Annotated in this window: 15 protein-coding genes; 8 read left to right on the forward strand and 7 right to left on the reverse strand. The window is 59.8% G+C overall.

From position 1 onward, the window contains the following. Window positions 1-176: 176 nt before the first annotated feature. A complete protein-coding gene (locus ACM6IK_RS19060) occupies window positions 177-629 on the forward strand; it encodes an EVE domain-containing protein (protein WP_414875578.1) in 453 nt (150 codons plus the stop codon). 142 nt (window positions 630-771) lie between these two features. Here ACM6IK_RS19060 and ACM6IK_RS19065 read toward each other — a convergent pair whose 3' ends face one another. Further along, complete coding sequence (locus ACM6IK_RS19065) at window positions 772-1,179, reverse strand: flagellar basal body-associated protein FliL (RefSeq protein WP_414875579.1); 408 nt, start codon at window positions 1,177-1,179, stop codon at window positions 772-774. Window positions 1,180-1,329: 150 nt separating this feature from the next. Between ACM6IK_RS19065 and ACM6IK_RS19070 the strand changes: the two genes are divergently transcribed. Next, window positions 1,330-2,307, forward strand: coding sequence for an NADPH:quinone oxidoreductase family protein (locus tag ACM6IK_RS19070; RefSeq protein ID WP_414875580.1), 978 nt, complete (start codon window positions 1,330-1,332; stop codon window positions 2,305-2,307). Window positions 2,308-2,429: 122 nt separating this feature from the next. On the opposite strand, the gene ACM6IK_RS19075 is transcribed toward ACM6IK_RS19070, so the two are convergent. Next, a complete protein-coding gene (locus tag ACM6IK_RS19075) occupies window positions 2,430-3,098 on the reverse strand; it encodes a gamma-glutamylcyclotransferase (RefSeq protein WP_218431644.1) in 669 nt (222 codons plus the stop codon). A gap of 314 nt (window positions 3,099-3,412) precedes the next feature. Between ACM6IK_RS19075 and ACM6IK_RS19080 the strand changes: the two genes are divergently transcribed. Next, window positions 3,413-3,889 (forward strand): sn-glycerol-3-phosphate transporter, encoded by a 477-nt coding sequence (locus tag ACM6IK_RS19080; RefSeq protein WP_414875581.1) that lies wholly within the window; start codon window positions 3,413-3,415, stop codon window positions 3,887-3,889. 12 nt (window positions 3,890-3,901) lie between these two features. Here the strand turns inward: ACM6IK_RS19080 and ACM6IK_RS19085 are convergent, their stop codons facing one another. The 5 genes from ACM6IK_RS19085 to ACM6IK_RS19105 all read right to left on the reverse strand — a co-directional run bounded on the left by ACM6IK_RS19085 (window position 3,902) and on the right by ACM6IK_RS19105 (window position 9,142). Then, the gene (locus tag ACM6IK_RS19085) at window positions 3,902-4,870 is read right to left on the reverse strand and encodes a CDP-6-deoxy-delta-3,4-glucoseen reductase (protein WP_414875582.1); all 969 of its coding nucleotides are present in this window, start codon (window positions 4,868-4,870) and stop codon (window positions 3,902-3,904) included. After that, window positions 4,870-6,336: a 4-hydroxy-3-polyprenylbenzoate decarboxylase gene (gene ubiD / locus ACM6IK_RS19090; RefSeq protein ID WP_108217171.1), complete on the reverse strand. Its 1,467-nt coding sequence runs from the start codon at window positions 6,334-6,336 to the stop codon at window positions 4,870-4,872. Before ubiD ends, ACM6IK_RS19085 begins: the two co-directional genes overlap by 1 nt. Before the next feature lie 140 nt (window positions 6,337-6,476). Beyond that, window positions 6,477-7,736, reverse strand: a complete 1,260-nt coding sequence (gene rho, locus ACM6IK_RS19095; RefSeq protein WP_057712815.1) for a transcription termination factor Rho — start codon at window positions 7,734-7,736, stop codon at window positions 6,477-6,479. Window positions 7,737-7,983: 247 nt separating this feature from the next. Next, entirely contained in the window at window positions 7,984-8,313 is a 330-nt protein-coding gene (gene trxA / locus ACM6IK_RS19100; protein ID WP_003206727.1) for a thioredoxin TrxA, read from the reverse strand. A 121-nt stretch (window positions 8,314-8,434) separates the two neighbouring features. After that, complete coding sequence (locus tag ACM6IK_RS19105) at window positions 8,435-9,142, reverse strand: FadR/GntR family transcriptional regulator (protein WP_414875583.1); 708 nt, start codon at window positions 9,140-9,142, stop codon at window positions 8,435-8,437. Window positions 9,143-9,398: 256 nt separating this feature from the next. On the opposite strand from ACM6IK_RS19105, the gene ACM6IK_RS19110 reads away from it, so the two are divergent. The 5 genes from ACM6IK_RS19110 to ppx all read left to right on the forward strand — a co-directional run bounded on the left by ACM6IK_RS19110 (window position 9,399) and on the right by ppx (window position 13,984). After that, window positions 9,399-10,184 carry a transporter substrate-binding domain-containing protein gene (locus ACM6IK_RS19110; RefSeq protein WP_414875584.1) on the forward strand — a complete coding sequence of 262 codons (786 nt, stop codon included), beginning with the start codon at window positions 9,399-9,401 and terminating at the stop codon, window positions 10,182-10,184. A gap of 22 nt (window positions 10,185-10,206) precedes the next feature. Then, the gene (locus ACM6IK_RS19115; RefSeq protein ID WP_414875585.1) at window positions 10,207-10,875 is read left to right on the forward strand and encodes an amino acid ABC transporter permease; all 669 of its coding nucleotides are present in this window, start codon (window positions 10,207-10,209) and stop codon (window positions 10,873-10,875) included. Further along, complete coding sequence (locus tag ACM6IK_RS19120; RefSeq protein ID WP_108217176.1) at window positions 10,872-11,522, forward strand: amino acid ABC transporter permease; 651 nt, start codon at window positions 10,872-10,874, stop codon at window positions 11,520-11,522. The genes ACM6IK_RS19115 and ACM6IK_RS19120 overlap by 4 nt, the downstream gene beginning before the upstream one ends. Further along, a complete protein-coding gene (locus ACM6IK_RS19125; protein ID WP_414875586.1) occupies window positions 11,509-12,246 on the forward strand; it encodes an amino acid ABC transporter ATP-binding protein in 738 nt (245 codons plus the stop codon). The genes ACM6IK_RS19120 and ACM6IK_RS19125 overlap by 14 nt, the downstream gene beginning before the upstream one ends. A 235-nt stretch (window positions 12,247-12,481) precedes the next feature. After that, complete coding sequence (gene ppx, locus ACM6IK_RS19130) at window positions 12,482-13,984, forward strand: exopolyphosphatase (RefSeq protein WP_414875587.1); 1,503 nt, start codon at window positions 12,482-12,484, stop codon at window positions 13,982-13,984. Window positions 13,985-14,063: the final 79 nt, after the last annotated feature.

Consider the following 14,063-nt stretch of genomic DNA (forward strand, 5'->3'; position numbering starts at 1 on the left):
TATCTATACGATGACAGCAGCGGTTTCCGTTTGTAGGCCGTGCAGCAGCGTCAAGCTTTAAAGGCCGGCATTTTGCGACAACGTGAACCGCTGCGCAAATGCTGACGTCAACCGACTGTCGGTTTGTCATAAAATCGCCGACAAGCTGCTCAATCACCTCGCAAGGAGCAACAGACATGGCCTACTGGCTGATGAAATCCGAGCCCGACGAACTCTCGATCAAAGGACTGGAAAAGCTCGGCAAAGCGCGCTGGGACGGGGTTCGCAACTATCAGGCACGCAATTTCCTGCGGGCCATGGCGGTGGGGGACGAGTTCTTTTTCTATCATTCCAGCTGCCCCGAGCCTGGTATTGCCGGAATCGGCAAAATTGTCGAAGCCGCGTATTCGGACCCGACGGCACTGGAGCCAGAGAGCCATTATTTTGACCCGAAGGCCACCCCGGATAAAAATGCCTGGAGCGCGATCGATGTCGCGCATGTCGAGACCTTTGCCCGGGTGCTGAAACTGGATTACCTGAAGCAGCAGACGGCGCTGGCCGAGTTGCCGCTGGTGCAGAAAGGTTCGCGGCTGTCGGTGATGCCGGTGACGCCGGAGCAATGGGCGGCGGTGATTGCCTTAAAGCCTTGAGTCATTTATCGCCTGTGCCGGCCTCTTCGCGGGCAAGCCCGCTCCCACAGGGTTCTGTGGCGAACATTTGATTGTATTTCAACACAAACCCACTGTGGGAGCGGGCTTGCCCGCGAAGAGGCCGGCCCGGACAGCAGAGTTCTTACTGAATGATCAAGTTGTTGAACAACAGATCCTCAACCACCGGCTTACCGGTTTCATCATTCATGATCTGTTGGGTCTGCTTGAGGGCTTCCTGACGCAGCTTTTCCTTGGCCTCGACATTGTTCATCGTCTCGGTGGTCTGCTGGGCGAACAGGGCAACCAATTGATTGCGGATCAACGGCTCATTGGCCTTCACCGCTTTGGCCGCCTCGTCACCGGTCACCCGCAACGCCACATCGGCCTTGTAAACCTTCAGTTTCGGCGTGCCGTCCAGCCCGTAGTTACCCACGAACGGCGGGCTCAGGGTGATGTAACTGACCTTCGCAGCTGCATCTTCTTTGGCTTCTTCGGCCACCGCTGTCACAGGCAGAGACAGGGCCAGCATCAACATGATCCACGCTTTCAAAATTCGCTCCTTATCCGGTTTACGGCCTGGCATAACAACCCGTCACGCAGGCACAAGCTTATGGCTGACTATCAGGGCCAGGCATGCTCGTTGACCCATCAACTCACACACCTACACTTATCGGCCATCACTCCCAAAGGAATAGCCCTGATGAAAGCCGTGCTGTGCAAAGCCTTCGGCCCTGCCGAATCGCTGGTGCTGGAAGACGTCGCCAGTCCTGCCGCGAAGAAGAATGAAATCCTGCTGGACGTGCACGCCGCCGGGGTCAACTTCCCCGACACGTTGATCATCGAGGGCAAATACCAGTTCAAGCCACCCTTCCCGTTCTCTCCGGGCGGCGAAGCGTCTGGTGTGGTCAGCGCTGTGGGCGAAAAGGTCAGCCACTTGAAAGTCGGTGACCGGGTCATGGCCCTGACCGGCTGGGGCAGCTTTGCCGAACAGGTCGCCGTGCCAGGCTACAACGTGTTGCCGATCCCGCCGTCCATGGACTTCAACACCGCCGCCGCCTTCAGCATGACCTACGGAACCTCGATGCACGCCCTCAAGCAGCGCGGCAACCTGCAACAGGGCGAAACCCTGCTGGTGCTTGGTGCCTCCGGCGGTGTCGGCCTGGCGGCGGTGGAAATCGGCAAAGCCATGGGCGCCCGGGTGATCGCCGCAGCCAGCAGCGCAGAGAAACTCGCCGTGGCCAAGGCCGCCGGCGCCGACGAACTGATCAACTACAGCGAAACCAGCCTGAAGGACGAAATCAAGCGCCTGACCGACGGCCAGGGTGCTGACGTGATCTACGACCCGGTCGGCGGCGACCTGTTCGACCAGGCCATCCGCGCCATCGCCTGGAACGGCCGCCTACTGGTGGTCGGTTTCGCCAGCGGGCGCATCCCCGAATTGCCGGTGAACCTGGCACTGCTCAAGGGTGCAGCGGTGCTCGGTGTGTTCTGGGGCTCCTTCGCCCAACGCCAGCCACAGGACAACGCTGCCAACTTCCAGCAACTGTTCGGCTGGTTTGCCGAAGGCAAATTGAAACCGCTGGTGTCGCAGGTGTATCCGCTGGGCAATGCGGCGCAGGCCATCAATGATCTTGGTCAGCGCAAGGCGGTCGGGAAGGTTGTTGTGCAGGTTCGCTGAGCGAGGCAAGCGATCTGAACTTCGAAAGACGTCATTCAGATCGCTCTTTATTGGTACGTAGATCAAAGCAACTGGCGAAGATCTTCAGGCAAAAAGCTCATGTGTTGCGAACCCGTCTCCAGTCAGGGCCGCGCGACATTCGTCTGGTCAGACTTCGATTTACAGCGCTTGAGCCGCGCCTCCAGATTCCGGTCTGGCATGGCGTGGCTGCGCAGGGCGTGCGCGGTCTGCTCGACATAATCGCGAGTGCTGCCGTAGCGCCCGCAGGCGTTTTCGAACACATGGCTCAGCACATGGTCCGGCAAGTTGCCGGCATAGCTGGGCAGGTGTCGCTCCAGCACAAAACCCAATGCCTGTACCTGGCTGCCATCTTCGAGACGGCAGTTGAGCCAGTGCGGGCGGTAGGAAGGGAATGGCATCTCGCGCTGCCAAAGTGCGTAAAGCGATGCTTCGAGTTGCTCTTCGGGCAAGCGATAGGCGAAACCGCTGCAAGAACCGCCGCGATCCAGGCCAAACACCAGGCCGGGCATTTCCGGTGTGCCGCGATGTTCGTGGGACCACAGGTACAACCCGCGATGGTAGCCATGCACCCGGCCGCGAACCCGCTCAACCGCCGTGCATTCAGGGCGCCAGATCAGCGAACCATACGCAAACAACCAGACCGGCCCGCCCTTGTGGCGCGCCATGGTCGATTGCATCGAGCTGAGCAATTGTTCATGAGTGAGCTGCGGCCCCAGATCGAGCCGCGGAGGGTAAGCCAGATTCAAAAAAGCAGATTCAATGGCGCTCATGGCAACAGTTGTTCGGCCCCGCAAGCATTACAAAATGTAATGCACTATTAATGTAATAGAACATATAGCAGTAAAGGTAAAACGAAAAGTGATAAAGGACATTTGCCTCACTGTTTATATACCCTAATGTCATTCTGCAAATATCTTAAATACCATAATGAAATATGTATAAGCATTGAGTCCTTCCGGGAATAAAGCCGCTTATCAGAAACGTCCTACTCCCCCTTCGGATTTGCCGCCTTCTGGCCCCCATCGAGCGTCGCGTATAACAGCCACACAGGCGCAAGCCAGACTGCCTTCACAGGGGGCCGCCAATGAAAAAACCATGGTTTTACGCAGTGCTGTCGATGGTCTTGGCGCCATTGGCGCTGGCACAGCATGCAAGCTCGAAGGACACCGGCTCCTGGTATTTGCAGACCAGTGTTTATACGAAGCACTATTCGCCCGACCCCAGGCACAACAACAATCAGGATCTGATTGGTCTTGAACGTATCGACGCGTCCGACTGGCTGTTTGGCGCTGCCACTTTTCGCAATTCGTACAGTCAGCGCTCACATTATGTCTACGCGGGTAAACGCTACGAAAGCGCCTCCTATCCCGTGTATATCAAATTCACGGGCGGCCTGCTGGAAGGCTACCGTGGCAAACATAAGGACAAGATCCCCCTGAATCGCTTCGGGGTCGCACCGGTGATCATCCCCTCACTGGGCGCACATTACGGGCCGGTGGCAGCCGAGCTGGTGTTGCTCGGCTTCAACGCCGCCATGGTGACCACTGGCGTGCGCTTCTGATCCCACGCTGACCTACGAGCGTGGCGCGTAGGCAAAAACGTCGGCACGCATCTGATGCGCATCCATTCCCGCTTCCACCAGCGCATCCAGCGTGCCGTAGACCATGGCCGGAGAGCCGCTGGCGTACACGTGCAGCGGCTTGAGGTCAGGGAAGTCTTCACAGACTGCTTCATGCAACATACCGCAACGCCCTTCCCAGTCGCATTGATCGCTGACGACCTTGTGCAGGAACAGGTTGGGCAGTTTCAGCCATTCATCCCAATGCTCGACCTGATAAAAGTCTTCAGGACGACGCACGCCCCAATACAGATGCACCGGATGTTTGAAACCCGAGGCCCGACAATGTTCGATCAGGCCGTGGATCTGGCCCATACCGGTGCCAGCAGCGATCAACACGAGAGGACCGTCCGGCAACTCTTCCAGGTGGGTATCGCCAAACGGCAACTCGACCCGCACCATGCTGTTGCGCTGAAGCTGTTCGATCAGACTCAGCGCACTGGTTTCACGCGCCAGTACGTGGATTTCCAGGTCGCGTCCCGCATGCGGTGCCGAGGCGAGGGAGAAGGCGGACTTTTCGCCGTTCTCGCGTTCGATCATCAGGTACTGACCGGCGTGGTAGCGCGGCGGTTTACCGGCCGGAGCCCGCAGACGCACGCGCCAGGTGTCGCCGCCCACGTCCTTGCACTCAATGACCTGACACGACACGCTGCGCACCGGCAGTTCTCCCAAGGCGAGCACGCCATCCCACAGCACGATGCAGTCTTCCAGCGGCTCCGCTATGCAAGTGTAGAACTCGCCATGATCACGCACATTGCCGGCCTGCTCGACCCGACCTTCCACCAGCAGCGCGGCGCACACGTGGCAATTGCCGTTGCGGCAGCTTTGCGGGCATTCGTAGCCCAGACGTCGTGCGCCATCGAGAATCCGCTCGCCGGACAATATCTCAAGCACTGCTCCGGAGGGCTGCAAGGTTACACGCATCAATCTATTCCTAACTGATTCCAGATGGCATCGATCCGCTGGGTCACGGCATCGTCCTTGACGATGACCCGGCCCCACTCGCGGGTGGTTTCGCCCGGCCATTTATGTGTGGCATCGAGGCCCATTTTCGAGCCCAGGCCGGACACCGGCGAAGCGAAATCCAGGTAGTCGATCGGCGTGTTGTCGATCATCACCGTATCGCGCTTGGGGTCCATGCGCGTGGTGATGGCCCAGATCACGTCGTTCCAGTCCCGGGCGTTGATATCGTCGTCGGTGACGATAACGAACTTGGTGTACATGAACTGTCGCAAAAACGACCAGACACCCAGCATTACCCGCTTGGCGTGGCCCGGATACGACTTCTTCATGGTCACGATGGCCATGCGGTACGAGCAGCCTTCGGGCGGCAAGTAGAAATCGGTGATCTCCGGGAACTGCTTCTGCAGGATCGGCACGAACACTTCGTTCAGCGCAACGCCGAGAATCGCCGGTTCATCCGGTGGACGACCGGTGTAGGTGCTGTGGTAGATCGGTTTGATCCGGTGGGTGATGCGCTCGACAGTGAATACCGGGAAGCTGTCGACTTCGTTGTAGTAACCGGTGTGGTCGCCGTACGGGCCTTCATCGGCCATTTCGCCTGGATGGATCACGCCTTCGAGGATGATTTCGGCGGTGGCCGGCACTTGCAGGTCATTGCCGCGGCATTTCACCAGCTCGGTGCGGTTGCCGCGCAACAGGCCGGCGAAAGCGTATTCGGAAAGGCTATCGGGAACCGGGGTCACGGCACCAAGGATGGTCGCCGGGTCCGCGCCCAATGCCACGGATACCGGGAACGGCTGGCCGGGATGCTTCTCGCACCATTCGCGGTAATCCAGCGCGCCGCCACGGTGGCTCAGCCAGCGCATGATGACCTTGTTGCGACCGATCACTTGCTGACGATAGATGCCGAGGTTCTGGCGATCCTTGTTCGGGCCTTTGGTGACGGTCAGGCCCCAGGTGATCAACGGGCCAACGTCGCCCGGCCAGCAGGTCTGCACCGGCAACATGGCCAGGTCGACGTCGTCGCCTTCGATGACCACCTCCTGGCACACCGCGTCCTTGACGACTTTCGGCGCCATCGAAATGATCTTGCGGAAGATCGGCAGCTTGGACCAGGCATCCTTCAGGCCTTTCGGTGGCTCGGGTTCCTTGAGGAACGCCAGCAGCTTGCCGATTTCGCGCAGTTCGCTGACCGCCTCGGCGCCCATGCCCAGCGCCACGCGCTCGGGGGTGCCAAACAGGTTGCCGAGCACGGGGATGTCATAACCGGTGGGTTTTTCGAAAAGCAGGGCCGGCCCCTTGGCGCGCAAAGTGCGGTCACAGACCTCGGTCATTTCCAGTACTGGGGACACCGGAACCTGGATGCGCTTGAGTTCACCGCGCTGTTCCAGGCCGCTGATAAAGTCGCGCAAGTCGCGATACTGCATGCGTGAGCCTCGTGTTGGCCGTGGCGTTCGGGGCAGGCAGTTTAGCGCCGAACCCTTCGGTTCAGAACCACGAACTGCCACCTGATCAAAAATCGGATAGCAAAAAGCCGGGTTTCCCCGGCTTTTTGTGCCTGCTCGACTTACTTGCGCTTCATCGACAGGAAGAACTCATCGTTGGTCTTGGTCGTTTTCAGCTTGTCGACCAGGAACTCGATGGCAGCGATTTCATCCATCGGATGCAGTAGTTTGCGCAGAATCCACATGCGCTGCAGCTCGTCGTCGGCGGTCAACAACTCTTCGCGGCGGGTGCCGGAACGGTTGATGTTGATGGCCGGGAACACGCGCTTTTCAGCGATACGACGATCCAGCGGCAGCTCCATGTTGCCGGTGCCTTTGAATTCTTCGTAGATCACTTCGTCCATCTTCGAGCCGGTTTCTACCAGCGCGGTGGCGATGATGGTCAGCGAGCCGCCTTCTTCGATGTTCCGCGCAGCGCCGAAGAAACGCTTCGGTTTCTCCAGGGCGTGGGCATCGACACCACCGGTGAGCACTTTGCCGGAGCTCGGGATCACGGTGTTGTAGGCGCGAGCCAGACGGGTGATGGAGTCGAGCAGGATCACCACGTCCTTCTTGTGCTCGACCAGGCGCTTGGCCTTCTCGATCACCATTTCGGCAACCTGCACGTGGCGGGTTGGCGGCTCGTCGAACGTCGAGGCAACCACTTCGCCGCGCACAGTGCGCTGCATTTCGGTCACTTCTTCCGGACGCTCATCGATCAGCAGCACGATCAGGTGAACTTCAGGATTGTTACGCGCGATGTTCGCAGCAATGTTCTGCAGCATGATCGTCTTGCCGGCTTTCGGCGGTGCAACGATCAGACCGCGCTGGCCTTTGCCGATCGGGGCGCACAGGTCGATGACACGACCGGTCAAGTCTTCGGTGGAACCGTTGCCGGCTTCCATCTTCATGCGCACGGTCGGGAACAGCGGGGTCAGGTTCTCGAAGAGAATCTTGTTTTTCGCGTTTTCCGGACGGTCGAAGTTGATGGTGTCGACCTTGAGCAGCGCGAAATAACGCTCGCCTTCCTTCGGAGGACGGATCTTGCCAACGATGGTGTCACCGGTGCGCAAGTTGAAGCGACGGATCTGGCTCGGCGAGACGTAGATATCGTCTGGACCTGCGAGATAGGAAGCGTCAGCGGAGCGCAGGAAGCCGAAGCCGTCCTGGAGAATCTCCAGCACGCCATCACCGGAGATTTCCTCACCGCTTTTCGCGTGCTTCTTGAGCAGGGAGAAAATCACGTCCTGCTTGCGCGAACGGGCCATATTTTCTATGCCCATCTGTTCGGCCAATTCGAGCAGTTCGGTAATCGGCTTTTGCTTGAGTTCAGTCAGATTCATATAGGAATGACGTAATCATTTATGGAGGGGGGAAATTAAGCTTTTGGCTTAATGAGGCCGCGCCGCGGAGAAGGCGACAGGATCGCGTACTTATTCGAAAAGGAGTGCGTCGGCGACGGCTAGCAGGGGGCAATGGAGAAACCATTGCGGGGCCGAATGTACCACCTGAGTTTAGGAGCGTCTAGCCCTGAATACGCAAAAAGCCCCGCTAATTGCGGGGCTTTTTCAGGACACTTTGCAGCGACGCTTAGATGTTGGCGTCGAGGAAGGCAGCCAGTTGCGACTTCGACAGTGCGCCGACCTTGGTCGCTTCAACGTTGCCGTTCTTGAACAGCATCAGTGTCGGGATACCGCGCACGCCATGCTTGGCCGGGGTTTCCTGGTTTTCGTCGATGTTCAGCTTGGCAACGGTCAGCTTGCCTTTGTAGGTCTCGGCAATTTCGTCCAGAACAGGAGCGATCATTTTGCAAGGGCCGCACCACTCAGCCCAGTAATCGACCAGTACAGCGCCTTCAGCCTTGAGTACGTCGGCCTCGAAGCTAGCGTCGCTAACGTGTTTGATAAGATCGCTGCTCATGGAATTCTCCAGGGTTGTAAGCAAAAAAACGTGGCCCATCATAGCGGTCCTTACCTCGTTCAGGAAGGTGCAGTTGATTGAGTCTCGCTATGGTGTTCCATGAGTTTGGGTATAGCTCAGGTCATGAAGTGACGGGAGCGATGAACGCGATTCCGGTACGTAACGCGGCATTGCGTACGTGCTCTTGCATGGCCTTTTGCGCGGCGCCAGAGGCTCGGCGAGCCAGCGCGCGAAGGATCTTGCGGTGTTCCTGCCAGGTTTCCATGGCCCGCTCGGCCCGGATGAACGGTAGCTTCTGACTCTCCAGGAAGATGTCGGCACTGGCGGTCAGGATACTCAGCATCGCCTGATTGCCGCTGGCCAGCAGGATGCGTCGGTGGAACTCAAAGTCCAGCCGCGCCGCCGCTTCGAAATCGGCGGCTTTCAGTTCATTGCGCATGGCGGCGACATTGTCTTCCAGCGCATCGAGCTCATCGATGCTCAATGTCATGGCCGCCAGCCCCGCGGCAAACCCCTCCAGCGCGTAGCGCAACTGGAAGATATCCAGCGGCGAAGCCTGCGCCGCGAACGGCCAGCCTGGCGCTGCCTCGCCTCGCGGCAGCTCCACCGGCGCCTGCACGAACACGCCTTTGCCCGGCTGGATGCTGATCACGCCCAGCGCACTCAACGATGACAACGCCTCGCGCAACGATGCCCGACTAACCCCCAATTGCACCGCCAGTTCCCGTTGCGAGGGCAAGGCATCCCCCGGCCCGAAGCCCTGCTCGGTAATCAGTTTGCGGATGGCCTGCAGCGCCACTTCAGGTACGGCACGGGAGATCGAATTCATGGTTTTCCAAACGAACCAGGACAATGTGCGCCCAGTTGTAAAGCTATTCACGACGCCCGGCAAGTCGTGCCCCATGGGGGTTCGGCAATTTTCCTGGCTGCGCTATCGGGGTGCGAAATACAACCTGACTGTTCAGACCAGTAAGACCGTTCGACACCAGCAAAACCGCGCCCTGGCGCCCTCAAAACCCTAAGTTGGCATGGCCCATGCTCTGTCGATCCGCAGAAATCACTCCTCGCCGATCCGGAGATTTGCCATGACCCAGCGTTACCGCGCCCTCCTCGCTGCCCTGTTTGCCAGCCTGCTGCTGAGCCAGGTCCCCGCCCACGCCGACGGTCTGGACGATGTGGTCAAGCGCGGAGTCCTCAAGGTCGCCGTGCCCCAGGACTTCCCGCCCTTCGGCTCGGTCGGCCCGGACATGCAACCCCGGGGGCTCGACATCGACACCGCGAAACTGCTGGCCGACCAGCTCAAGGTCAAACTCGAACTGACGCCGGTCAACAGCACCAACCGCATCCCGTTCCTCACCACCGGCAAGGTCGACCTGGTGATCTCCAGCCTCGGCAAGAACCCGGAGCGCGAAAAAGTCATCGACTTCTCCCGCGCCTACGCGCCGTTCTACCTCGCCGTGTTCGGTCCGCCAGACGCCAGCATCAACGGTCTGGACGATCTCAAGGGCAAGACCATCAGCGTCACCCGCGGCGCCATCGAAGACATCGAGCTGACCAAGGTCGCCCCCGAAGGCGTGACCATCAAACGCTTCGAAGACAACAACTCGACCATCGCTGCGTATCTGGCGGGCCAGGTCGACCTGATCGCCAGCGGCAACGTGGTGATGGTCGCCATCAGCGAGAAGAGCCCGAAACGCGTGCCGGCACTGAAAGTGAAGCTCAAGGATTCGCCGGTCTACATCGGCGTTAACAAGAACGAGCCGGCGCTGCTGGATAAGGTCAACCAGATCCTCGTCACCGCCAAGAGCGACGGCGCACTGGAGAAAAACGCCCTGACCTGGCTGAAAGAACCGCTGCCGGCCGATCTCTGATTCGGCGCGCTGGAGACGTTTTATGGCTTATCAGTTCGATTTCCTACCGGTGGTGAACAACACCGACCTGTTGCTGCGCGGTGCGTTGTTCACCCTTGAGCTGACCGCCATCGGCGCGGTGCTTGGGGTGGGCCTGGGTATCGTCGGGGCACTGGTGCGAGCGTGGAACATCCGGCCTTTCGCGGGGATTTTCGCGGTCTATGTCGAGTCGATCCGCAACACGCCATTTCTGGTGCAGTTGTTTTTCATCTTCTTCGGCTTGCCGTCCCTGGGCGTGCAGATTTCCGAATGGCAGGCGGCGGTACTGGCGATGGTCATCAACCTCGGCGCCTATTCGACCGAGATTATCCGCGCTGGCATCCAGGCGATCCCACGGGGTCAGCTGGAAGCCGCGGCGGCGTTGGCGATGACACGTTTCGAAGCCTTCCGTCACGTAGTGCTGCTGCCGGCGCTGGGTAAGGTCTGGCCAGCCCTGAGCAGCCAGATCATCATCGTGATGCTCGGCTCGGCGGTGTGTTCACAGATTGCCACTGAAGAGCTGAGCTTCGCGGCCAACTTCATTCAATCGCGCAACTTCCGAGCCTTTGAAACCTACGCCCTGACCACGCTGCTCTATCTGTGCATGGCGCTGCTGATCCGCCAATTGCTGAACTGGATCGGGCATCGGTTTATCGCGAGGAACAGCCAATGAGCGATTTCACCTTCTGGGACATCGTGCGCAACCTGCTCACCGGCCTGCAATGGACGCTGGCGCTGTCGCTGGTGGCGTTCATTGGTGGCGGATTGATCGGCTTGCTGATCATGGTCATGCGCATCTCGGATAAATCCCTGCCGCGCAGTTTCGCTCGCACTTACATCGAACTGTTCCAGGGCACGCCGCTCTTGATGCAGCTGTTCCTGGTGTTTTTTGGCGTGGCGCTGGCCGGGGTGGAGATTTCGCCATGGATGGCGGCGGCGATCGCACTGACGCTGTTCACCAGCGCTTACCTGGCGGAGATCTGGCGCGGTTGCGTCGAGTCGATTCCCAACGGCCAGTGGGAAGCCTCGTCGAGCCTGGCGCTGAACCCGCTGGAGCAACTGCGCTACGTGATCCTGCCACAAGCCCTGCGTATCGCCGTGGCGCCGACTGTGGGCTTCTCCGTGCAAGTGGTCAAAGGCACCGCCGTTACCTCGATCATCGGTTTCACCGAACTGACCAAGACTGGCGGCATGCTCGCCAACGCCACCTTCGAACCCTTCATGGTCTATGGCCTCGTCGCTCTCGGCTATTTCCTGCTCTGTTATCCCTTGTCGCTCAGTGCGCGCTACCTGGAAAGGAGACTGCATGCCTCTGCTTAGAATTTCCGCCCTGCATAAGTACTACGGCGATCACCATGTGCTCAAAGGCATCGACCTGAGTGTCGAGGAAGGCCAGGTGGTGGCGATCATCGGCCGCAGCGGCTCGGGCAAGTCCACCCTGCTGCGCACCCTCAACGGCCTGGAGTCGATCAACGACGGCGTGATCGAAGTCGACGGCGAGTACCTCGACGCCGCCCGCGCCGACCTGCGCAGCCTGCGGCAGAAGGTCGGCATGGTGTTTCAGCAGTTCAACCTGTTCCCGCACCTGACCGTGGGCGAGAACGTGATGCTCGCGCCGCAAGTGGTGCAGAAGGTGCCCAAGGCACAGGCCGCCGAACTGGCGCGACAGATGCTGGAGCGGGTCGGGTTGGGGGAAAAATTCGATGCCTTCCCGGATCGACTGTCCGGCGGGCAGCAACAGCGGGTGGCGATTGCCCGTGCCCTGGCGATGTCGCCGAAAGTGCTGCTGTGCGATGAAATCACCTCGGCCCTGGACCCGGAGCTGGTCAATGAAGTGCTGAGCGTGGTTCGGCAACTGGCCAGGGAAGGCATGACGCTGATCATGGTCACCCACGAAATGCGCTTCGCCCGCGAGGTTGGGGACAAGTTGGTGTTCATGCACCAGGGCAAGGTGCATGAAACAGGCGATCCGAAGGTGTTGTTCGCCAGGCCGCAGACGGCGGAGCTGGCGAATTTCATCGGGACGGTTGAGGCGGCGGGCTGACAGTCCTTCAGCGCCTGTCATACCCTTTTCGCGAGCAGGCTCGCTCCCACAGTGGTTCAGCGTTGTACACGGGATAGGTGGCAACATAGAAACCCTGTGGGAGCGAGCCTGCTCGCGATTGACCGCGCAGCGGTCACCCGTTTGCATGCACTGGATCAAGGCTTTGAACACTACGCGTTGGCGGCAGCCTTTGATCGTGGCACGATGTCGAGGTTATCGACCGAGACCCCTGACCATGCCGCAATCCCAAGCCAAGAATCTGTCCCTGATCGCCGCAATCGACCTGGGCTCCAACAGCTTTCACATGGTCGTGGCCAAGGCCCAGAACGGCGAGATCCGTATTCTCGAGCGTCTCGGGGAGAAGGTTCAGCTGGCCGCCGGCATCGACGAAGAGCGCCATCTCAACGAAGAATCGATGCAGCGCGGGCTCGACTGCCTCAAGCGCTTCGCCCAACTGATCAGCGGTATGCCCACCGGCGCCGTTCGCATCGTCGGCACCAACGCCTTGCGTGAAGCCCGCAACCGCGCCGAATTCATCCGTCGCGCCGAAGAAATCCTCGGCCACCCGGTGGAAGTCATCTCCGGTCGTGAAGAGGCGCGCCTGATCTACCTCGGCGTGTCCCATACCCTCGCCGACACCCCGGGCAAGCGCCTGGTGGCCGACATCGGCGGCGGCAGTACCGAATTCATCATTGGCCAGCGTTTCGAACCGCTGCTGCGCGAAAGCCTGCAGATGGGTTGCGTCAGCTACACCCAGCGCTATTTCAAGGACGGCAAGATCACCCCGGCCCGTTACGCCCAGGCATACACCGCGGCGCGGCTGGAGATCATGAGCATCGAGCACGCCCTGCACCGCCTGACCTGGGATGAAGCCATCGGCTCCTCGGGCACCATCCGCGCCATCGGTCTGGCGCTGAAGGCTGGCGGTCACGGCACCGGCGAGGTCAATGCCGAAGGCCTGGCCTGGCTCAAGCGCAAACTGATCAAGCTGGGCGATGTCGAGAAAATCGATTTCGAAGGAATCAAACCGGATCGCCGGGCGATTTTCCCCGCCGGCCTGGCGATCCTCGAAGCAATCTTCGATTCCCTCGAACTGCAACGCATGGATCACTGCGAAGGTGCCCTGCGCGAAGGCGTGCTCTATGACCTGCTGGGCCGCCATCATCACGAAGACGTGCGCGAGCGCACCCTCACTTCGCTGATGGAGCGCTACCACGTCGATCAAGAGCAAGCGGTACGGGTCGAGCGCAAGGCGCTGCATGCGTTCGATCAGGTGGCCGCGGACTGGGATCTGGAAGACGGCGTCTGGCGCGAACTGCTCGGCTGGGCGGCCAAGGTCCATGAAGTGGGCCTGGACATTGCTCACTATCAGTACCACAAGCACGGCGCCTACCTGATCGAACACTCCGACCTCGCCGGGTTCTCCCGCGAAGACCAGTTGATGCTCGCACTACTGGTGCGCGGCCACCGCCGCAATATTCCCAAGGACAAGTTCGCCGATTTCGGCGACGACGGCATCAAGCTGATTCGCCTGTGCGTGCTGCTGCGCTTTGCGATCCTGTTCCACCACATCCGTGGCACCCAGCAAATGCCCCAGGTGGAACTGAACGCCTATGGCAATAGCCTGGAAGTGGTGTTCCCGGAGAACTGGCTGGACGAAAACCAGCTGACCCAGGCCGACTTCGCCATCGAAGCGGAATGGCTCACTCGCGTCGATATTGTGCTGAACGCACGTTGAAATTGAAAAAGGCCTTCTTCGGAAGGCCTTTTTTGTGTCCGCAATTCAGCAGACGCCACTAACCCTGTAGGAGCGAGCC

It is taken from the genome of Pseudomonas sp. IT-196MI5 (assembly GCF_949767415.1).
Lineage (GTDB): Bacteria > Pseudomonadota > Gammaproteobacteria > Pseudomonadales > Pseudomonadaceae > Aquipseudomonas.

Excerpts from the sequence above, each read along its gene's own strand:
- ppx (WP_414875587.1), top strand. The coding sequence starts at position 12,482 with ATGCCGCAATCCCAAGCCAAGAATCTGTCCCTGATCGCCGCAATCGAC.
- ACM6IK_RS19085 (WP_414875582.1), bottom strand. The coding sequence starts at position 4,870 with ATGCGTGTAACCTTGCAGCCCTCCGGAGCAGTGCTTGAGATATTGTCC.
- rho (WP_057712815.1), bottom strand. The coding sequence starts at position 7,736 with ATGAATCTGACTGAACTCAAGCAAAAGCCGATTACCGAACTGCTCGAA.
- ACM6IK_RS19115 (WP_414875585.1), top strand. The coding sequence starts at position 10,207 with ATGGCTTATCAGTTCGATTTCCTACCGGTGGTGAACAACACCGACCTG.
- ubiD (WP_108217171.1), bottom strand. The coding sequence starts at position 6,336 with ATGCAGTATCGCGACTTGCGCGACTTTATCAGCGGCCTGGAACAGCGC.
- ACM6IK_RS19125 (WP_414875586.1), top strand. The coding sequence starts at position 11,509 with ATGCCTCTGCTTAGAATTTCCGCCCTGCATAAGTACTACGGCGATCAC.
- ACM6IK_RS19075 (WP_218431644.1), bottom strand. The coding sequence starts at position 3,098 with ATGAGCGCCATTGAATCTGCTTTTTTGAATCTGGCTTACCCTCCGCGG.
- ACM6IK_RS19110 (WP_414875584.1), top strand. The coding sequence starts at position 9,399 with ATGACCCAGCGTTACCGCGCCCTCCTCGCTGCCCTGTTTGCCAGCCTG.
- trxA (WP_003206727.1), bottom strand. The coding sequence starts at position 8,313 with ATGAGCAGCGATCTTATCAAACACGTTAGCGACGCTAGCTTCGAGGCC.
- ACM6IK_RS19070 (WP_414875580.1), top strand. The coding sequence starts at position 1,330 with ATGAAAGCCGTGCTGTGCAAAGCCTTCGGCCCTGCCGAATCGCTGGTG.
- ACM6IK_RS19120 (WP_108217176.1), top strand. The coding sequence starts at position 10,872 with ATGAGCGATTTCACCTTCTGGGACATCGTGCGCAACCTGCTCACCGGC.
- ACM6IK_RS19105 (WP_414875583.1), bottom strand. The coding sequence starts at position 9,142 with ATGAATTCGATCTCCCGTGCCGTACCTGAAGTGGCGCTGCAGGCCATC.
- ACM6IK_RS19080 (WP_414875581.1), top strand. The coding sequence starts at position 3,413 with ATGAAAAAACCATGGTTTTACGCAGTGCTGTCGATGGTCTTGGCGCCA.
- ACM6IK_RS19060 (WP_414875578.1), top strand. The coding sequence starts at position 177 with ATGGCCTACTGGCTGATGAAATCCGAGCCCGACGAACTCTCGATCAAA.